The following is a 20,925-nucleotide window of genomic DNA, read 5'->3' on the forward strand; positions in this document are numbered from 1 at the left end:
TAGCAGGTATATTTGAGCAAATTATTTAATATGAAAAAGCTCCTCGGTTTAATACTAATATTCTCGTTAAGTTCCTGTGCTGAATTGCAACAAATTGCTACTCAAATTCCTTCAACTTATGGTGTAAGCGATTCAGAGATCAACTCCGGACTAAAGCAGGCGCTTCAATTTGGGATAGATAAGGAAGTGACCAGTCTTGCTACTGAAGATGGATTCTTTAAAAATGAACTTGTGCGTATAAGTTTGCCGCCAGAATTACAGAAAGTTGATAAGACATTAAGAGATGTTGGCTTGGATAATCTAGCAGATGAGGGCCTGAGAGTTCTTAACAGAGCTGCCGAAGACGCAGTAGGAGAAGCTATTCCTGTTTTTGCAAGTGCTGTGAAAGAAATAAGTTTTGCAGATGCCAGAAACATTCTTTTGGGTGCAGATAATGCAGCAACCAGTTATCTTTCATCAAAAACTGAAACACAGCTTTATAACAGGTTCAATCCTATTATCAATAAGTCATTAGAGAAAGTTGGAGCAAATCGGGTTTGGTCCAATCTTATTCAAAGATACAATGCCATTCCACTTACCAGTAAAGTGGATCCAGATCTTACAGATTATGTAACTAATGAAGCTCTTCAAGGCGTTTTTCTTATGATAGAGAAAGAAGAGAAGGACATTCGAAATTCTTTAAGCTCCAGAACTACAGATCTTTTAAAACGTGTTTTTGCCCTACAAGATAGATCTTAGAATTCTTACGTAATACAATATTTTAACACTTTCTCACAGATATCCGGTATATTTTAAATTAAGCTTAACTCAACATTATCAATGTATAAGCTGGGTTAGTCTTAGCTTTGTATCGTATGGAGAAGATGATGAAGTTGAAAGAAATTAAGTATTATATGTTTAGGATTTTCGAAAATAAATCAAAAGAAGAAAGACTTTGTGAGAAGTATAGCAGATTAATGCAACGTGCTTACAAAATTGCTCTTATAGATAAAGAACAAAGTGACAAGTTGAATTTAAGGGCTAAGAAAATTCTGGCTGAGCTTAGAAGAATGGATTGCTCGATGATAGAAGCTAAGAGTGAAACTGCCTGAAGTACTTCAATCCTTTTAATACACGACTTCCATACCAGCTAAAATATTCACCGTCCACAAGCGACACCTTTTCAGCGATTCCTGAGAAGGTTTTTTTATGTTTGTCTTCAAAAGGAAAAGGTTCAGAGCTCAGGAGAATCTCATCAATTTCCATAGTCCTCAAAATATCAAGATCTGTTTCAGGGTATCTATCCAAATCAAAAACGTTAATCATCTTATTTACAGCAAGCATTTCATTGATAAAGGTTCCCTGCCCTGCTACCATCAATGGCTCATTCCAAATAAAATAAGCTACTCTTCTAGATTTCGATTTAGAAACTATGCGCACCAATTTCTTCAGGGAATCATCTATATTCTGGATCAAAATATTGGCTACCTTACTTTTATCAAACAACTCCCCATACATTCTAATAAGTTCAGCGTTATCATCCAAATTGGCAACATCTGAGCAATGAACAGGTGCGATTTCGGTAAGAGCATTTACCATTTCGCGGGTATTTTCCTCCTTATTACAAAGTATAATATCAGGTTTTAAATCCCTGACCTTTCTTAAATTCACTTTCTTAGTTCCTCCCAAGCTGGTTTTCCTATCCCGGAGTCCTTCAGGGTGTACACAAAAATGGGTAACTCCTACTATAGAATCTTCTAATCCACAATCTACGAGTAATTCAGTTTGACTTGGAACCAGCGATATTATTCTCTTCGGAATCGAGGTGAGTTCAAAAGATCGTTGAAGTTGATCCTGAAACTGCATATCTCTAAAGTTTTGCTAATTCATCCTTCATCTGGTTCTGGATAGCTTCAGCTTTAGCGCCAGCAATTTCAGCAAAATTTGAAGAATCTGAAGCATAAATAATCTTTCGGGAAGAATTTACTAGCAAACCTACATTAGACGTGATTCCGTATTTACAAACTTCCTCCAGACTACCTCCCTGGGCACCAACACCTGGTACCAGCAAAAAGTTTTCAGGAATGATCTTTCTTATTTCTGCAAGATACTCGGCTTTGGTAGCACCCACAACGTACATCAAGTTTTCAGAATTATTCCAGTCTAAAGAAGTTTTGATAACCTTTTTGTAAAGTTCTTCGCCATCTACCTTCTGCGTTTGAAAGTCATATGCACCCTCATTGGAAGTAAGCGCAAGTAATATGGTGTGCTTATTTTCAAATTCAAGGAATGGTTCTACACTGTCCTTTCCCATATAAGGTGCAACGGTTATAGAATCGAAACCAAGATCTTCAAAAAAGGCTTTGGCGTACATTCTGGAAGTATTACCAATATCTCCACGCTTAGCATCAGCGATAGTATATAGCTCGGGGTATTCAGTATGCAGGTATTCGATCGTCTTTTTAAGACTTCTCCATCCACTGGCACCCAATGCTTCATAAAATGCAATATTAGGTTTATACGCCACACAGGATTGATGTGTAGCGTCAATTATGGCTTTGTTAAAACTAAAAACAGGATCTTTTTCTGAAAGCAGGTAGGTTGGAATTTTGTCGATATCGGTATCCAGTCCTACGCACAAAAACGTTTGCTTTTTAAATATTTGCTCAGTAAGCTCCTGTGAAGTCATATTTAATTAATTCAGATTTAAAGAATATCAGAATTCTCTTTTAACTTTTCGGTATTTTCAGCCAGCTGTAATTCATCAATGATCTTCTGAATATCACCATTAATGATATTAGAAAGATCATATAGGGTCAGGTTGATACGGTGATCTGTAACCCTACTCTGAGCATAGTTATAGGTACGAATCTTTGCACTACGGTCACCACTGGAAACCATTGAATTTCTTTTAGCAGCATCGGCTTCCATTTTCTTAGCCAGTTCCTGTTCGTATAACCTGGAACGCAGAACACGGAAAGCTTTTTCCTTATTTTTATGTTGCGATTTCTGATCCTGACACTGAGCAACTAAACCAGTAGGTTCGTGAGTCAAACGTACTGCAGAATACGTAGTGTTGACTGACTGCCCACCAGGTCCTGAAGAACAGAAATAATCAATTCTTACATCTTTTGGGTCTATCTGAACATCAAATTCTTCAGCTTCTGGCAACACCATAACGGTTGCGGCGGAAGTATGTACTCTGCCCTGGGTTTCGGTTTGAGGAACCCGTTGTACACGATGCACTCCAGCTTCAAATTTCATGGTACCATACACGTCTTCTCCAGAAACTTCAAAGATCATCTCTTTAAATCCTCCACTAGTACCTTCACTATAATCCACGATATTATGCTTCCAGCCCCTGCTTTCAACATATTTCGTATACATTCGATATAAATCTCCGGCGAAAATACTGGCTTCATCTCCACCCGTACCACCGCGAATCTCCACGACCACGTTCTTGGAATCTTCAGGATCTTTTGGGATAAGCATCATTCTTATCTTATCCTCCAGCGCAGGAAGTTGATTTTTGGCTTCCTCCATTTGAAGTTTCGCCATCTCTGTCATTTCAGCATCGCTACCATCAGAGATAATCTCTTCAGCTTCCGAAATATTGTCAGTAAGACTTACATACTTCTCACGTTCATCCATCAACGCACGAAGATCTTTATATTCTTTATTCAATTCGATATACCGCTTCTGGTCTGATATTACATCCGGCTGAATGATTAAATCATTCACCTCATCAAACCTCTGCTTTACGATATTAAGTCTTTCAATCATATATTCCTGCTGAATTTAGGCTAGCAAATTTACGATAATTTGGTTGAAATCATATAAAAGCTTTAAAGCCTTTCCATATCAAATACTGGCTTATGATTTCTACTTAAAGTTGCAAATTTCACCAGCGAAATAATACCAATAATATAGAAAAATCTATCGGGATAGTAAAATTCATAGAACTCCAGGTAATAAGCTATAAATGACATTATATCTGAAAAAACCAGGCATAAAGCTCCGGCAGTGAAAAAAAACGAAGTAGTATCCGAATAAATATTGCTATAGGATATCGCAGCAAGAACTAAGGTAATCATAGCACTTCCATAGATATAAAACAGGAAATTCAAATAAGGATAGTCATATTTTTCTGGAACCATATCTACCAGCATGTATAGCATTCCAATATTCATGGTGAAGACCACTGCGAAAACTATTTTCTGAACAACACTCATTTTGAGGCTTTTAATTTCAGGGAAAATCACAAATACTAAAGTGATATATGCGACGATACGTAAAAAAAAGGTCACTGAATTAATGAGTGTATTTTCATAATTCAGCAAAAGAACATCTGAAATTAGTAGCAAAAAGATACTAGTAACAAGTACTTTTTCAGATCTCAGTTTCCAGATTAAAACTAATAAAACAATGAAGGTGCTAAATAACCGACCGTATCTAATCATTTCCAGATCATACTCAGTTATCATAAACATATTTGCCAATACTAGAATACCAGCTACAATCGGGAGAAAATATCTTGGAAACATCTTTTGGTTTAGAAAGTACTTACGAATCTAAAGGAATCCTGGATTTGAAATGTCGTTTTAAGTTACTAAATTTCAGTCAATGTTTCGTTTTCCTTATTCTGAATCCATTTTGTAGCAAAAACTACAAGCAGTGCGATACCGATTATATTAACGATTCTATCTGCATAATAAAACACATCAAAATTTAAATAGTACGCATTATAAAAAGTGAGGTCAGACAACACAAGGCATATTGAAATAACCACCAATAAGAAACCTTTAGCGTCAGCATACCTATTCAAATAAGATATGCAAGTTGCAACTAGGGCAAGGGAAACTAAGCCCATCGTATAGAACAGAATAGTAAATAAGAAATCAACTCTGTAGCCAGGTATATAGATTGCCATATCATGCAACATATAAATATCCAGCGCCAGTACAAAAGCGGTGAATATTGCTGTAATCAGGTTTAACCGAAGCCGTGTAAGGTAAGTATAGAGAAACTTAATAATAGCCAGATATGCTGATATACGAACAAGATATATAATATTTCGAACTATAGAATCTTCATAAAATATTAATAGTCCGTCACATAATGTGAGTAAAGAAAATGCTATTAGTAATCTTTTATCTGTATTGTACTTGAATAGAAAGATCAGAAAGAAAACCACTGTAGCCAGCAGCCTAAACCATCTATCGGTAATTGGGTCCAGGTAATAGATCGCCAGTACATTCGCAACGATCATTATTAAAACCAGTAAGCCAAACCAGAATTTCATCTCAATGTAATAATACTAATAACCTGGAATGCTCATTGCTCTAGGTTATTTGAAGTTAATTTATCTACTTAGCTATACTCAAATGTACCGTATTCACTGTAAATCGTCAGCTTTTTACGATCAGCTGTCTCTACTCTTCCCACAACCTGAGCGTCTACATTAAAAGATCTTGAAATTTCGATCACCTTATCTGCATGAGTCTCGTCGATATAAATTTCCATACGATGTCCCATGTTAAAAACCTGATACATCTCTTTCCAGTCGGTTTTACTTTGCTCCTGAATAAGTTTGAACAATGGTGGGGTAGGAAACATATTATCTTTTATAATATGCAAATCTTCAATAAAATGAAGAATCTTTGTTTGAGCACCTCCACTACAGTGAACCATTCCGTTAATATGCTCAGCTCCAATGTCAGAAAGTAACTTCTGAATAATCGGCGCATAAGTTCTGGTTGGTGAAAGCACGAGCTTCCCTGCATCAATCGGACTATCCTCTACAGCATCGGTCAACTTTTTCGTACCAGAATATATGAGCTCTTCAGGAATAGAACTATCAAAGCTTTCAGGATATTTTTCAGCTAAAACTTTAGAAAAAACATCATGGCGCGCAGAAGTAAGACCATTACTGCCCATCCCGCCATTATATTCAGTTTCGTAGCTAGCCTGTCCTGAAGATGAGAGTCCAACGATTAGATTTCCAGGTTTGATATTCGCATTATCGATCACTTTGTTCCTTGGCATTCTGGCCGTTACCGTGGAATCAACGATGATCGTTCTCACCAGGTCTCCCACATCTGCTGTTTCTCCACCAGTAGAATGTATTTCTACTCCGAATTTTCTTAATTCTGAAATCAATTCTTCTGTACCGTTAATAATGGCTGAAATTACATCACCAGTGATAAGGTTTTTATTCCGACCAATAGTGGAAGAAAGTAGAATATTACTGGTAGCTCCCACACATAAAAGATCATCTATATTCATAATTAAAGCATCCTGAGCAATCCCTTTCCAAACCGAAAGATCTCCGGTTTCTTTCCAGTACATATAAGCAAGAGAAGATTTAGTCCCGGCACCATCGGCGTGCATAATCAAACAATGTTCTTCACTTCCTGTTAAATGATCTGGCACGATCTTGCAAAAAGCCTTTGGAAAAAGTCCTTTGTCAACATTCCTGATAGCATTGTGAACATCCTCTTTTCCAGCAGACACGCCTCTGCCTGAATACCTTTTGCTAATTTCTTTACTCATGAATATAACTTAGAATGCTCAAAGATAATTAGTTTCAGGCTTCTGGGAAATTATACGACCTATTTAAACAAAAAAACCACACTGAATATGTGGTTTAATTTAGAATATAATTAATCAGTTATTCCCAATCGGGCATTTTAGCGTTTTCGATTAATAGTTCACGGTCCTCTTCAAAAGTATCAAAGTTTTCATCGTAACTAACCTGATAAATAGACTTGATTGCTTCTGCTTCACTTGACGAATTTACAAATATTATGGAAGCTTCATTTGGAGCAAATCTAGGATCGAAATCATTGGTTCCATTTGGTTTTTCCTCACTAAGATTAAATGCTACATTCCGGTCTCTGTCATAAACAAATATTTTAGAATTCAATTGCCTTGCACCTGCAGATTCGTAACCTGACACATCTAAAGTGTAAAGAACATACCTGTTATTTACCGAAATATCAATACCGCCTAAAACTCCGGCTTTACCTTCGATGATCGTCTCAATTTTTTCACCTTGCTGATTGATTAAAAACAGACTTCCAGAAAATCCATTGATGTCTGTTTCAAGAATTCCAATAAATTCTCCATTCTCACTTTCTTGAATGTCCATTATATACCGATCTGACGGGGCTTCATAAATTATATCTTTACCGCCACCAGAAATACTGGTTTTATATAATTTATTGAAGTTAGGAAAAAGTAAACTTTCACCATCATCAGACCATGAGAAACCAATTCGAGAGAAATCTATTCCATTAACCGGAATGGAATTAGTGATTTGTCGTTTTTCTGAACCGTTATAATTCATTGCAAAAAGATGAAGTTCACCACCCGAATTTCCGAGATATGCTATTTTTTCAACCGCTGTATTCTTTCTCGGTCTAAAGTTAGTTTTTGATTCACTTGTTAAGCTTGCAGCATTTCCTTCGGTATCTGAAGAGAAAATAACATTATTCCCATTTACTTCCCTAACAAAGTAATATGCGCTTGAAGCACTTTCTAATACATTGAAAGAACGCACTTCGCTTATTACAGTAGCGTTAACGCTATCACTCACTTTTACCTGCCAGAAGTATTTGTATGCATTATTTAAATTAGAAACCGTAAATGTAGTATCTACGATATCAGAAAATCTTAAGATTTCGTCATTCCTGTCATTTCGCAATTCCAATTGATATCTCAAAGAATCACCCTCAGGATCTGTAGATTTCCATACAAATTCTACCGTATTATCCAATACTGTAGCAGCATCCTCTGGCGATAGTAATTTCGGTGCACTGGGTGCCCGGTTGTTAGCAGTAGATAGTTTTAGTTCAAAAATCACATTTACCTCGCTACCTGGACGAACAGTAGCTCCCTCGAACGTGGTTACAAAACCATCTTTCATAGCTTGAACCGAATATTCTCCTTCCTGAACATCCTCAAGCACAAATTCACCAGTCTGATTTGTAAAAACTGTTGAAGAGGATGGATTGGTCGAAATTTTTACATTTTCGATAGGTTCATTAGAACCATCCGCTACAACCATTCCTGTAATTTGTCCCGTACCGAAGGTATCTATGGTATCCTCGCTACAGGAAATCAATAAACCTATAAAAGCTATTATTATAATTTTTGCAATTTTCATGCTCCCTTATTTTTAGTTTGACTTGGTAGATGGCATTGCGCCAAGGTTAAAGCTTATTCCTATACTAAAATTGAAATAATGATCATCTCTATTTCCGTTTATCACATAATCAAGTTGATCAGAAAAAGTAATATTATGTTCTGCGAAAGCCTTTAAACTTATCTTAGGACCTAATAGGTATTCCAGACCTAGTCCATATTGTGCTTTGAAAAAAGATTTATCGTTGCCATCTGGAGCATTACTATCTATACCAAGAAGATACCCTCCACCCGCCTGTATGAAAGGACTTAAATCTTCATTTGGTAGTACCAGAAAGCCAGCATTAGCATCTAAGCCTGCGTATTTCTGAGAAAAATCTGGATTATTGCTTAATTCAAATGCACTACCTCCAAGATTAATATAAAAACTATTGTTGAGATATTGAGAAAAGTCAACCTTCACCAGAGGACCTAATTCCGGAGAATTAAAATCACCACTTATGAGAGAACCGCCCAAATTAATACCGAGTGAACTGCTATGGGTTCGTTGTACAAGTTTACCATTATATAAATTCTCCATCTCAGCTTCCTGCTTTTCCTTCATGTAAGACTGAATTAATGAATCTGGATTTTCTCCTTCTTTAACCTGCCAGATCCCTTCTTCCACACCTTCAATAACCAGACCTTCCACTGCTTTTTCGATGGCTTCGGTTACAGCTAGCTGAACCGGTTCGTTTCTGGTTACTCCAACTTCCGCTTCCATCAGTCTTTGAAACTTGACATATTTGAACAAGCTTGCGTCTAAAGATTGAGAAAGAATTGTTTTAGAAACATATATATTCTTTAAGATTTTACCGCTTGAAGTAGAAATTGCACGTAGATAAATGGTTACCCGATCCTGCCTGTATTGCGTACTTCCGCCTATACCAAAGTATCTGGCCCCCATCCCACCGGTGATGATGTTAGTATCATAAGATACGATACCTCCTTCAAGTAACACTCCCGCAAATAATAACGGAGGCACTTGTGGTTCATTAGCCTGTGCCGCCTGGTATTCCTGTCTCGTTGAACGAATAATATTTCTTTCATTCAAAAGATTGCCGATATTTTCCCTTTCAATCGTAGTAAACCATCCTGAATCTTCAAGAGCATTTATAAGGATCGCCGTTCCACCCTGAGTTACTGCAGTACTGAAGGTACTCCCGGTTTGAGATGCTTTATATTGCCCGGTAAGATCGCGGAAATTATAAACACCTACCACTACTTTCTCAGCCGGTTCTGGAAGTTTTGAGAGTTTTTCAGTTGCAGCGGTCTTTTCTCCAATTCTGGCTTCCCTGAAGTCTACCGGTTGATTGAGGTAGGTACTACAAGACAAACAGAATAGGGAACTTAATGCTGTCAAGCATAAATTTCTAATATTCATGAACTTGGGTTAAGAATTAGGTATTGTTATTTGGGTTTGATCTCCAGTAGTGGTATCCAGAATGTCAATTACAAGCCCTCCATCTGAAGGATAAATGTCTATGGCGAGACTTCCGAAAGTATAACGTCCTTCTGTTAATTCTCCTTCCCCGAACTGTGTGAAGAATAAATTTCGGCTTACCTGACTTAGAAGCTGGCGATTCAAACTTTCAGTAAATTGATCCAGTTCAGATAAGTCTTCACCTTCGTCGCGAGGTGCGGTAAAACTGTTTTGTGCCTGAGCCGAGCTGAGCAACCATTGGTAATTAAAAGTATCTCCACCAAAAGCTGGGTTTTTTGGAGTGTAAACAAGGTCCTGAGCCTGTATCCCGAAACTGGAAATTAAAATTGAAAAAAGTATTAGTTTCTTCATATTTTCAAAAATTAATATTGGTTAGTATATTCATTTCGATTCTCCATATATTGAAGATATCTAGATACCTCGTTAAGCGCTTTATCTGCATTCTCTCTTAAATAGTCCAGTTTGGGACGTGCAAAGAATTGATAAACTACCCGGCCTTCAACTTTAACACTAAGCCTGGTAGTTCTTCCAAAACTTATAATCTCGTCTACAGAAATCATGTGTTCACTTTCAAGTTCACTGAGCATATATTGCTGATAGAAGAAATCGTAAAAATCCTTGCCAGGTTTGGTTTTTATATTTTCGGTCACGAAACCTGTTAATTTGATTCCCTCATTCCTTTTATGATAAGAAATTTCTTCTTTGGCAGTCTCTTTTTCGTTTGATTTTATCAGCTTACGGTTGGTACTAATAATCTTTTCGTTATCATCTTTAAAAATAAGAAGGATGACTATTTCTGTACTGTCATCCTGACTAATAGAAGTTGAAGCTAGACTTTTTATTTCTGAAGCCTGGAGACTAAAAAAATTTGATTGTTTATTTGCTGAATTGTTAACTCCCTTTTTAATGACAGAAAACTCATAAGATAAACTAAGAGCTAATTGAGTCAGATTCTTCGCAGATGCTGTTATAGTAAAAAAATCACTTGCCTTTTCCTGGATATTAATAATGGGTTCTACCTCTTTATTAAAGTTTTGAGAATAACCAGAAAAGGCCGACAGAAGTAAAAGCATAATGGAATATTTGGAAATCGATCCCACAATTTAATTACTTTATATTCTGAATAGTTAGCATACGATTATCTCCGGTAATTCTGATACTCATATTTTTACTTATGGCATTGGCACCATTATTCTCGATATGTTGATTACTACCTTCCTGAATCACTTCCAATTGGGTACCAGGTTCGGAATATATTGGAATATTTGAAAAATAATTATTATCACCGTGCTGGCTTGCATTTAACTTATAACCTTCCACACTAACAATAGATTCTATATAGTTATCATCTCCATTCTGTAATAAATTCACTTCTATTCCATGATTAAAAGATCTTGCAACAGCAGAGTTATTATTCCCGATTTGCTGAATAATAACTGCGTTAGAATTATTTGGAATTGAATTTATGTGTGTTATCTCAATAAACTGTATTTGATTCAGGGTGCTATATAGATCACTATTGTCTTTTAATCCCTGAGAAAAACCAGAAAAAGTTTCTAGTGCAAAAATTACTGCAATAATAATTCTCTTCGCTGATTTCATAATAGAATAATTAAAAGCAGGAGCCTTAGCCCCTGCTAATTGATTTTATAAATTTGATTGAGTAACTGTAGAAATATTGTGATTACCAACTTGATCTACCAGGCTTCTATGCATATTACCAGACTGCATTACGCTACTTCTATTATCATTCCCAATAGAAGAAACTCTCGACACGTGTTTCGCACCGGATTGGCGGACAGTACTTCGGTTATCATTTCCTCTCTGATATACATCTGAAAAACTTCCATAACCCGCTCTTTGAGTAACAGAACTGTTGTTACGATCTCCTTTTTGGTAAACCATTGAATGCTGACTAGCTCCATCTTGATAATCCGTTGCTCTGTTGTTATTTCCGATTTGGGTCTGGCTAGAGAAATGCTTACTATTGACTTGTTGAATACTGGCAAAGTTTCTATTTCCTTTTTGCTCTTGCAAAGCTTTGGATTTTAAAGTACCACTTCCAGATCCATTTGAATATTGCGAATCTTGATCGATAGAAGCACGATTATTATTTCCAACTTGTAATTGTTTAGCAACATTGTCACCAACATCACTTGTAAAATCATCATTTTGATCTATAGTCGCGCGGTTATCGTTACCCACTTGCTTGATCCAAGCTTTGTTATCCAATGTCCCCTGATCAATAGAAGCGTTGTTGCGATCTCCGTCGGTATCAACAGATGCCCTATGCATCGTACCTACTTGATCAACTGAAGAATGGTTGGAATTACCATTCTGATCTACATCACTTACATTCTGTTGAGCAAAAGTCAATGCCCCAAACATTAGCGCTCCCGCGCAAAAAATCACTTTTTTCATAATTAATTAAATTTAGATTAGTATTGATTAAACAAAAAATTACTCTTCCAAGATTCAGGGCATTGAAAATTGGCTTAACTATTTGTCAAGCAATGTTTTAGAAAACTAAAATGTAGGGTTGTAATTAAATGCGGCAGGGTTAGTATTGCAATCTTAATTACTTCTTCGAATATATTTAAGCTAAACAGTTATAAAAAAAAATATCGATGAACACCAAAAAAAATTGTTGAAATACAGATTTTATGTCAAAAATTAATTTTTATATCAAAAATTTAGCATTTATCGAGGAAAAATATCAAAAAAGGTTAAACAAAAAAACCACGCTTGATGCGTGGTTTTTCTTTTTCTAAAATCTTCAGAAATTATCTTGTGAAAAGTAATTCTCTGTATTTAGCAAGTGGCCAAATCTCATCATCTACTAATAGCTCTAGCTTATCACAATGATATCTAATTTCTTCGAAGAAAGGTTTTACATCGTCACAATAAGCAAATGCCTTTTCTTCAGCATCTTCTAATTTGTTAGCAATCTTTCTCGCTTCGATCATCGCATTCACATTAGAATTAATGCTTGCGATATGAGAAGAAATGCTCTCTATTATTTCCAGCTGCTCTTTTGCGTGTCTTGCGAAATCATCAGCATAGATATCCTTCAATCCACGTACATTCTTGATCAAGATGTTCTGATATCTGATTGACGTTGGAATGATATGATTTCTGGCGATATCTCCAAGGATACGTCCTTCAATCTGGATTCTCATCGCGTATTCTTCGAGCTCAATCTCATGTCTTGCTTCGATCTCGGTTTCATTCATCACCCCTAATTCCTTGTAAAGGGCAATTGTTTTTTTGCTTACCTGAGCTTTTAAAGCCAATGGCGTAGTTCTGTTATTGCTAAGTCCGCGTTTTTCTGCTTCCTTTTCCCAGGCTTCACCATATCCATCTCCTTCAAATCTAATTTTCTTGGATTTTTTGATATACTCTCTTAGAACATTAAAGACGGCATCATCCTTCTTCATTTTCTTGTCCTTGATGAGTTTATCAACCGCAACTTTAAATTCTTTAAGCTGTTTAGCCACGATACTGTTAAGTACAGTCATCGCTCCAGCGCAGTTCGCTAACGAACCTACAGCTCTAAATTCGAATTTATTCCCAGTAAAAGCAAATGGTGAAGTTCTGTTCCTATCTGTATTATCAAGAAGAATTTCAGGAATCTTTCCTACAACGTTCAGTTTAAGATCTGTTTTCTCCTGAGGAGAAAGCTTACCATCAGTAACTTTTTCAAGTTCATCAAGAACTTTAGTCAGCTGACTTCCAATAAAAACTGAAATGATTGCTGGTGGTGCTTCGTTTGCTCCAAGACGGTGATCATTGGAAGCACTTGCGATCGCAGCTCTCAATAATTGCTCGTTATCATAAACAGCTTTAATCGTGTTTACAAAGAACGTAAGGAACTGAAGATTTTTCATTGGCGTAGAACCTGGAGATAGTAAGTTTACTCCGGTATCTGTCGCTAGGGACCAGTTATTATGTTTACCACTACCGTTAATTCCGGCAAATGGCTTTTCGTGCATTAATACGCTAAAATTATGTCTTTCACCAACTCTCTTCATTACATCCATAATCAATGAATTATGGTCTACAGAAAGGTTAGCTTCTTCAAATACTGGAGCCAGCTCAAATTGGTTTGGTGCCACCTCGTTATGACGGGTTTTTACTGGAATACCAAGTTTCATACACTCGATCTCAAGATCCATCATATAAGCGATCGCTCTTGAAGGTATAGAACCAAAATAGTGATCATCCAATTGCTGACCCTTTGCCGGAGAATGTCCTAAAAGGGTTCTTCCGGTTAAAGTGATATCAGGCCTTGAAGCTGTAAGTGCGGAATCGATCAGGAAATACTCCTGTTCCCATCCTAAAGTCGCATTTACTTTCTTAACGTTCTTATCAAAATACTTTGCAACATCTGTTGCAGCATTATCAACTGCCTGTAAAGCTCTCAAAAGTGGCGTTTTGTTATCAAGCGCCTCCCCTGTGTAAGCTACAAATACTGTTGGAATGCATAACGTAGTCCCCCAAATAAAAGCTGGAGAAGTAGGATCCCATGCAGTATAACCCCTTGCTTCAAAAGTATTTCTAATTCCACCATTCGGGAAACTGGATGCATCTGGTTCTTGTTGAACAAGCTGTCCACCGCCAAACTTTTCGATTGCCGACCCATCACCTAAAGGCTCAAAGAAGGAATCATGTTTCTCTGCAGTTGCTCCTGTAAGCGGCTGGAACCAGTGAGTATAATGAGTTACTCCTTTAGAGATCGCCCATTCTTTCATTCCAGTAGAAATATGATCGGCAACATTACGATCTATTTTCTTTCCGGTGTTCATAGCTTCCACGACATTCGTGTATGCTTCTTTGGTCAGGAACTGTCTCATTACAGTTTCGTTGAAAACATTCTTACCGAAAATTTCAGACCTTCTACGAGGTTCCTTGATCTTCACCGGCTTCCTGTTCAATGTTTCTTTTAAAGCTTGGAATCTTAAAGTTGACATGCTGAAATATTAATTGCGTTGGTTTATAAAAGATTGAATTATGAGATCATCAGATAATTCAGTAATTATCAAATCAAGTTGCGAATATAGGTGATATGGAACAAAAAATGTGTGCAGATTTCGTAAAAAATGCGCACCATTTAAGATAACCCCCTATTTATTTAGGGTTGTTTCTGAAATTTAACCAATCATTAATATTAAGCACCCCTATTTCCGAAGGGATTTAAGAATAAATTAAGAGTTATAGAATGGTGATCAGGATAAATGTAGCGTAAGCAGCAATAAGACCAAATCCTTCTTTTCTTCCCATCTCTGAAGGCTTCGGAATTAATAATAATGGCAATAAGCCAAATGCGATTGCCAGCATCCAGATCATATCGTTCGAAAGAATTTCTGAAGATTGCACGACTACAGGTTTAATTAAAGCGGTTAAACCTAAAACTGAAGCGATATTGAAAATATTGGAGCCAATTAAGTTCCCTAGAGATATTGCTTTCTCCTTTTTCATTGCTGCGATAAGGGAAGCTGCCAGTTCTGGAACACTGGTTCCAACAGCGATAATAGTCACGGATACTACCCGTTCACTAATCCCTAACTGAGTTGCAAGATCTACTGCGCCCATTACAAGTAATTCTGATCCTCCCCAAAGCGCAAGGATTCCGATTAAGAGCCAGATTCCTAATTTGATACTTCGAACGTCCTGTAGAGAAAGATCCACTTCATCTGCTACAATATTATCTTTTCTTCTTGATCTCTTTATTAATAGAAACATATATCCAACAAGTCCAAGCAAGAGAATCCCGCCTTCTATACGTGACAATACTTCTCCACTTTGAAGAAAGAAGTAAAGTACTATGGAGAATAACATCATAACTGGCCAGTTGATCCTATAAAAATCCCGATCTACCATTAAGGGAGAAACCATGGCCGTTAAGCCCAGAACCAAACCAATATTAGCAATATTGGAACCAATTACATTACCTAAAGAAATATCTGAAAATCCATCAATAGCTGCCTGCAGACTCACTAAAAGTTCTGGAGCTGAAGTGGCAAAGGAAACCACCGTAAGACCTACGACCATCCTGGAAATACTGAGTTTTAGTGATATTGCCACAGAACTTCGAACTAAAAACTCTCCTCCTATTACCAAAAGGACAAAGCCAACAATTAGAAATACAACGCTCATAGATGATTTTTTTTGCGAAGATAGAGGAATTCAAAGAATTGCAATTACTTTCTTTAAGTCTAAGCATGCGACGCTTTAAATGATCAATTTTCAGTCGAATATGTTATTTTCCTGAAATTGAATAATTTGTATCTTTCTAAAAATATCTTATATCTAATGAAGAAATCAGTTTTCAAAGCGCTTGCTAAGTTCAATAAGAAATTTTTACCTAGTTACTCCAAGCAAGAACTGGATCTACAAAAAGCTTCGAAAGCCCAGATGGCTGTTATCGGTTGGCGACTATGGGTTACTAAAAACTCCCTGGACTAATAGTGTATAAGTGACTCTACCTTATAGTTAGAAATACGTTCTCTTCCATTAAGAAAATCCAGTTCTATCAAAAAATTACATTGCACAATATTGCCTTTGCATTTTTCTACAAGTTTGCAGGTGGCCAGAGCCGTTCCTCCGGTTGCCAGAACATCATCATGAATTAGCACATTTTCGCCTTCCATGATCGCATCCTGATGAATTTCTAGACTATCACTTCCATACTCCAGATCGTATTCCTGTTTAAACGTTTTAGCAGGCAGTTTACCCGGCTTTCTAACCGGAACGAACCCGGCTTTGAGCTCCTGTGCCAGCAAACTAGCAAAGAAGAAACCTCTGGACTCCATTCCTACCACTTTATCTATTCTTACGTCTGGAAGTCTGGCTACAAACTTTGCAATAACTTCTTTCATAGCCTCATGATCCAGCAGAAGCGGACTAATATCTTTATATCCTATTCCTTCCTTCGGAAAGTTCTCGATCTCGCGTATATAATTCTTCAATTCCATGTTTTATAGATCAAACTGTAATTGCTTTATTCAAATAATTTTGGAAAGGTAGCATCTCCCTATAGATCTCTACCAGTTTTTCCTGAAAATCATTCTTCAGAATTTGTTCTTGAGTGAGGTCAACCTGTACAGCAAAAGTCTTATTACGCAGCAATTCAATATGTTGATGATCGTTTTCAAAGCCTTTGGGCGCGGTTTTCAATTTTTCATCGTCAACGAGTCCGCCGAATGTTTGTACAAATGATTCCTTTTCGATGATTTCTTTAAACTCTCCACCATTATAGTCGATGGCTGAACGTATGCTGTCAAGAATGGACTTTTTAGGACGGTAAAATCCGCCGGCTACAAAGCTACCGTTGATACCCAGGTGAATATAAAAATCACCTTTCTCAGGCTTGTCATCCAGACCGGCGCCAAAGTGATCTTTATATATTGGCTTATTAGGGTGAAACATCAGGTTATTATTGATCCTGTTGATAGCTTTCTTACCTTCGGTTGGCGCATAATTTTCATCAACATTAGCCAGTTTTATATCAAGTTCATTCAACCATAAAATATAAGAGTCACGAATATGATGATATTCTTTACGATGCTCATCCATCCACTCTTTCGAATTATTCTTATTAAGTTCCCGTAGAAAAGAGAACAATCTTTTGAAATCCATGTACAATATTTGAATCGTAAAGATCGCAGAAAACACCGGGATTGCAATAGATGATTAGGATTCCTAATGATAATTGAATCTTTACGAATCTGAAGTTCAGTTGATTGCGTTCAAATAAAATTCAATAACGTTAATCGGTGCATCAACGGTGCTGCAATTTATTATAAGTAGCTAGTCTAGATATCATTATTTTTCGTTTAACCTTTGAAAGAAGCAAATTAGCATTTGTATAATAACGGTAATTGTTTAGATTTACTAACCGAAAATCTACTGCTACTCCTACCCTGCTAGTTAGTATTGTAGTTTGTAAATGCTAACAAACCATCAATGGCTTCAAATTTTGGCTTCCTAGAACCAGATTATCCAGAAATCTATGGTATCAGAATACTTTCAGAAAAACTATACTCGGTGGACCCGAGTTCTTCTATTGGCAAGGCACGACTATAGATGATCATACTATAACCTGTAACACTAAGTTCTCTTTCGAAAAAAAAAGATCAACCATTTCTAATTTTAGAAGTTCAGGGACTTTTTGAAATAAACAAAAAGGATTTTCTGAATAAGGTAAAACAGGATAATGATTCTTATTTAATTGCCCAAAATCTTGCCATACATTTCGCAGTGCTTACGGTTGGAGCCGCACGTGGAATACTACATGCTAAAACTGAAGGAACCATTTACAATCAATTCATCGTGCTCACAATAAATCTAAAGGAAATGATCTCAGAAGATATAATTTTATCTCCTGAATAAATTCAGTCTCAGACAAGGTTAATCCATAAAATTTGGAAGTCTATTCTGGATTTTGCCTTTCTTGTTTATATGATAGAGTACTTGATAATTATATTTCCCTTATCAAACTTCGTAAATATTTAGATGTAGACTGAATAATATCCCTCTTATGCAAGAGTTTTATATACATACACATACCTGGGATTCTCTTCAGAAGTGAATTGAATACCCATAACCTCAACTGAACTATCAAGATCATTCATCGAACAAGATTCTATAGTACAAATTTGCTTAATGTACTGCCTTGCTTCGGTTGCATCTAATTTGAATTGATTCTCTTCTTTATAGCTAATGCAAATATACCAGTTATCATAATTCGCATCATTTTGTTATTCTATTTGTTTTATCCACCTCTTATTTCATGTAATATCTCCGCCCCTATCATAAATCTCTATAAAATAACACACCCAATTAATTTAAACATCATATTACAATGTAACAATTAACTATCCTTGCCAGAGTAAATCATTTATCTCCTCTTGCAAAACAGTGGAATTCGCTCCAGCTTTAGAGGCTACCAATCCCGCAAGAGCACAAGCAAAATCCAAAGCCATATTGGGTCTTTTTCTCTGAATCAATTGGGATACATAGCCAGCTAGAAAAGAGTCTCCCGCACCAACCGTATCTTTGACCTTTACCAGAAAGCCTGTATTATGATAAAAATCACCCTGGTGATATAATGTTACTCCACAAGCTCCCTGGGTAACGCAAATATGATCTGTTTGAGTATATTCAGAAATCAACCTGAGCATTTCGGTAACCGAGGTAGTTGTGTCTCCTTTTAAATAATTGCAAACCTCTTCAAGTTCATCTCTATTAAGCTTAATGAAGTCAGCGTAGGACATTAAATCAACTAAAGTAGCCATATCATAATGTGGCTTTCGTAAGTTGACATCTAATACCTTATAATTAGCTACTTCTAAAAGCTTAAATAAGGTTTTACGGGATTCCTTATTTCTATTAACCAAACTTCCATAGATGAAATAATCAGCCCTGGAGACTTTATTTTTCAAGTTTGGCGTATATTCAATATAGTCCCAGGCAGACGGAAACTTAATAGTATAAGAAGCATTTCCAGCTCTGTCAATTTGTACATCAACAATCCCGGTTTCGTGTTCTTTATCCTTTTGAATTATATGATTCTGACCATTCTCGCTCAAATATTCAATTAGTCGTTCTCCATAGTGATCATTTCCAACTTTACTAATGATCGTAGAATTTACATTTAATGAATTCAGTCTCAAGGCGACATTTAAGGGGGCTCCTCCTATTTTTTTTTCATTGGGTAATACATCCCAAAGGACCTCGCCAAAACAAATTACCGACATTTATTTTCTCTTTTTATTTATTTAATCTTGATTGATCAGAATGTTACCAAAATCAGTTAATCCAAATTCACCATATAATCCCCAAGCTGAATCATAAATATTATAAATCCTGTTACTTAAAGCGACCTCTCCGTTTAGGTAGAGTACAGCCACTGAATCTTCGACGTATAATTCAAAATGATATTCTGTATCCGAATCAAAATCGTAATAGACTACATTTTCGAAGTTTCCATTATTTATAGCTATTATCTTATTATTTCTTGGTTCCAGCTGAATACGAAAAGATTCCGAAGGATTGTCATTTCCACCAAGGAAAATCCCGGCATTCGCTTCCTGACTAACAGATATATATCCACTCACCATTGAGGTACCAATTAAATTTTGAAAAACAACCTTCGATTGTCCTTCTGAAGCATCTATTTGAAAACCATTTTCATTTTCAGTAACTCCATTAGAAGTTTCCTTAATTTCAGGTACTTCTGAATTTGCAAAGACAGATGAAACGGAAGAAGGTGCTTTAACGGCTAAATGTTTTCCATCAGCTTGCTGGTGAAGCTCATGAACCACAAGGTTTCCTCCAAAATCTTTAGTTCCTGAATTCGTTTCGGGACTCTTTCTGGCTGTCCAACCTGCCAGGTAGCGGTTATTGCCATCTGCAACAGTTTTCCCAGCATAGAAAAATTGACCGTCCACCATATCATTTGATGGTTTTTCCCAAGGACCCTTAGAACTCGTGGCTACCCGGTAATGTGTAATTCTATCTTTCCAGTTTTCAGAAAATATCAAGTACCAGTAATCTCCCATTTTAAATAGATCTGGAACTTCCATCATCAAATAATCATCTTCATCTGTAGTAGTATAGAGTGGTTCCTGGACTGCCCATTCATCGGTAGAAGGATCTGGGCTGATAAATAATAAAATCACTGCTTTCCTTGCATCGGTTTGTGCACTAACCAGCATCCAGTATTCTCCCACCTCTTCATTAAATAAAACATGAGGATCCCTAAATTCAAAATCATAATATCCTTCAGGTGCAGTGATCTTAAAATCCCCTTTCTTTGTCCAGTTTTCGAGATCGTCACTCGTAGCCAACAATACACTTTCTCTGGGGTTTTCCTCCAAGAATGCAGAAGTACCATTATGTCCAGTGTAGTAATAATAATAGGTGCCATCGACCTTAATAAGCGAACCCGTACCAACGGCAAAATCTGGTTGTCCTGGATTGCCGTAATCAATAGCTCTCCCTTCGTAATCATAATTCACAAAGTCTTCGGTCTCAAATTCGTGAATATCATGGAATCCTTCTCCTGCTGGCTTATTCTGTGCATCATGTAGAAAGAACATGTGAAATTTTCCATTTTCATAATATGGCATTACATCTGCTGTCCAACCTGTTGTGTTATATGGGTCAGATTCTCCCTTCCAGCCCGAAGAAGGTTTTGGAAAAATTCCCAAATTACTTTCCGTTGGTGCTATTGGGGGAATGTCGTTTACCTCATCACTTTGACTACATCCTCCTAAAATTGTTAATAAAATAATTACTGAAATTACATCTATATA

Annotated in this window: 21 protein-coding genes; 3 read left to right on the plus strand and 18 right to left on the minus strand. The window is 36.6% G+C overall.

Annotation, left to right across the window (positions count from 1 at the left end):
• Positions 1–30 precede the first annotated feature (30 nt).
• On the plus strand, positions 31–738 hold the full coding sequence (locus ACNKXS_RS00525; protein ID WP_417919173.1) for a DUF4197 domain-containing protein: 708 nt from the start codon (positions 31–33) through the stop codon (positions 736–738).
• Between the two features lie 155 nt (positions 739–893).
• On the plus strand, positions 894–1,091 hold the full coding sequence (locus ACNKXS_RS00530) for a Lacal_2735 family protein (protein ID WP_417919174.1): 198 nt from the start codon (positions 894–896) through the stop codon (positions 1,089–1,091).
• Here ACNKXS_RS00530 and ACNKXS_RS00535 read toward each other — a convergent pair.
• From ACNKXS_RS00535 to ACNKXS_RS00600, 14 genes are all read right to left on the minus strand, one after another.
• Positions 1,072–1,845, minus strand: a complete 774-nt coding sequence (locus tag ACNKXS_RS00535) for an ABC transporter substrate-binding protein (protein ID WP_417919175.1) — start codon at positions 1,843–1,845, stop codon at positions 1,072–1,074. The two genes, ACNKXS_RS00530 and ACNKXS_RS00535, sit on opposite strands and share 20 nt — an antisense overlap.
• Positions 1,846–1,849: 4 nt before the next feature.
• The gene (gene pyrF / locus ACNKXS_RS00540; RefSeq protein WP_417919176.1) at positions 1,850–2,668 is read right to left on the minus strand and encodes an orotidine-5'-phosphate decarboxylase; all 819 of its coding nucleotides are present in this window, start codon (positions 2,666–2,668) and stop codon (positions 1,850–1,852) included.
• Between the two features lie 17 nt (positions 2,669–2,685).
• The gene (gene prfA / locus ACNKXS_RS00545; protein ID WP_417919177.1) at positions 2,686–3,762 is read right to left on the minus strand and encodes a peptide chain release factor 1; all 1,077 of its coding nucleotides are present in this window, start codon (positions 3,760–3,762) and stop codon (positions 2,686–2,688) included.
• Positions 3,763–3,824: 62 nt separating this feature from the next.
• On the minus strand, positions 3,825–4,469 hold the full coding sequence (locus ACNKXS_RS00550) for a lysoplasmalogenase family protein (protein WP_417919178.1): 645 nt from the start codon (positions 4,467–4,469) through the stop codon (positions 3,825–3,827).
• Positions 4,470–4,588: 119 nt separating this feature from the next.
• Entirely contained in the window at positions 4,589–5,281 is a 693-nt protein-coding gene (locus ACNKXS_RS00555) for a hypothetical protein (protein ID WP_417919179.1), read from the minus strand.
• A gap of 68 nt (positions 5,282–5,349) precedes the next feature.
• Entirely contained in the window at positions 5,350–6,531 is a 1,182-nt protein-coding gene (locus ACNKXS_RS00560) for an AIR synthase related protein (protein ID WP_417919180.1), read from the minus strand.
• A gap of 118 nt (positions 6,532–6,649) precedes the next feature.
• Entirely contained in the window at positions 6,650–8,146 is a 1,497-nt protein-coding gene (locus tag ACNKXS_RS00565) for a carboxypeptidase regulatory-like domain-containing protein (protein WP_417919181.1), read from the minus strand.
• 12 nt (positions 8,147–8,158) lie between these two features.
• Positions 8,159–9,547 (minus strand): CsgG/HfaB family protein, encoded by a 1,389-nt coding sequence (locus tag ACNKXS_RS00570; protein ID WP_417919182.1) that lies wholly within the window; start codon positions 9,545–9,547, stop codon positions 8,159–8,161.
• A 9-nt stretch (positions 9,548–9,556) separates the two neighbouring features.
• Entirely contained in the window at positions 9,557–9,958 is a 402-nt protein-coding gene (locus tag ACNKXS_RS00575) for a curli production assembly/transport component CsgF (RefSeq protein WP_417919183.1), read from the minus strand.
• 11 nt (positions 9,959–9,969) lie between these two features.
• Entirely contained in the window at positions 9,970–10,680 is a 711-nt protein-coding gene (locus ACNKXS_RS00580) for a CsgE family curli-type amyloid fiber assembly protein (RefSeq protein ID WP_417919184.1), read from the minus strand.
• Between the two features lie 34 nt (positions 10,681–10,714).
• Positions 10,715–11,209 carry a hypothetical protein gene (locus ACNKXS_RS00585; protein ID WP_417919185.1) on the minus strand — a complete coding sequence of 165 codons (495 nt, stop codon included), beginning with the start codon at positions 11,207–11,209 and terminating at the stop codon, positions 10,715–10,717.
• A gap of 45 nt (positions 11,210–11,254) precedes the next feature.
• Entirely contained in the window at positions 11,255–12,028 is a 774-nt protein-coding gene (locus ACNKXS_RS00590) for a hypothetical protein (RefSeq protein ID WP_417919186.1), read from the minus strand.
• A gap of 362 nt (positions 12,029–12,390) precedes the next feature.
• Positions 12,391–14,577, minus strand: coding sequence for a glutamine synthetase III family protein (locus tag ACNKXS_RS00595; RefSeq protein ID WP_417919187.1), 2,187 nt, complete (start codon positions 14,575–14,577; stop codon positions 12,391–12,393).
• A 241-nt stretch (positions 14,578–14,818) separates the two neighbouring features.
• Entirely contained in the window at positions 14,819–15,763 is a 945-nt protein-coding gene (locus ACNKXS_RS00600; RefSeq protein WP_417919188.1) for a calcium/sodium antiporter, read from the minus strand.
• Between the two features lie 156 nt (positions 15,764–15,919).
• On the opposite strand from ACNKXS_RS00600, the gene ACNKXS_RS00605 reads away from it, so the two are divergent.
• Positions 15,920–16,072: an SsrA-binding protein gene (locus ACNKXS_RS00605; protein ID WP_295179946.1), complete on the plus strand. Its 153-nt coding sequence runs from the start codon at positions 15,920–15,922 to the stop codon at positions 16,070–16,072.
• Here the strand turns inward: ACNKXS_RS00605 and ACNKXS_RS00610 are convergent.
• From ACNKXS_RS00610 to ACNKXS_RS00625, 4 genes are all read right to left on the minus strand, one after another.
• On the minus strand, positions 16,069–16,581 hold the full coding sequence (locus ACNKXS_RS00610; protein ID WP_417919189.1) for an adenine phosphoribosyltransferase: 513 nt from the start codon (positions 16,579–16,581) through the stop codon (positions 16,069–16,071). The two genes, ACNKXS_RS00605 and ACNKXS_RS00610, sit on opposite strands and share 4 nt — an antisense overlap.
• A gap of 10 nt (positions 16,582–16,591) precedes the next feature.
• Positions 16,592–17,245 (minus strand): DUF2461 domain-containing protein, encoded by a 654-nt coding sequence (locus ACNKXS_RS00615; RefSeq protein ID WP_417919190.1) that lies wholly within the window; start codon positions 17,243–17,245, stop codon positions 16,592–16,594.
• Between the two features lie 1,238 nt (positions 17,246–18,483).
• A complete protein-coding gene (locus ACNKXS_RS00620; protein ID WP_417919191.1) occupies positions 18,484–19,365 on the minus strand; it encodes a carbohydrate kinase family protein in 882 nt (293 codons plus the stop codon).
• Between the two features lie 21 nt (positions 19,366–19,386).
• A partial coding sequence (locus ACNKXS_RS00625; RefSeq protein WP_417919192.1) for a family 43 glycosylhydrolase occupies positions 19,387–20,925 on the minus strand: 1,539 nt, incomplete at its 5' end.

The organism is Christiangramia marina, from assembly GCF_048285865.1.
Lineage (GTDB): Bacteria > Bacteroidota > Bacteroidia > Flavobacteriales > Flavobacteriaceae > Christiangramia > Christiangramia marina.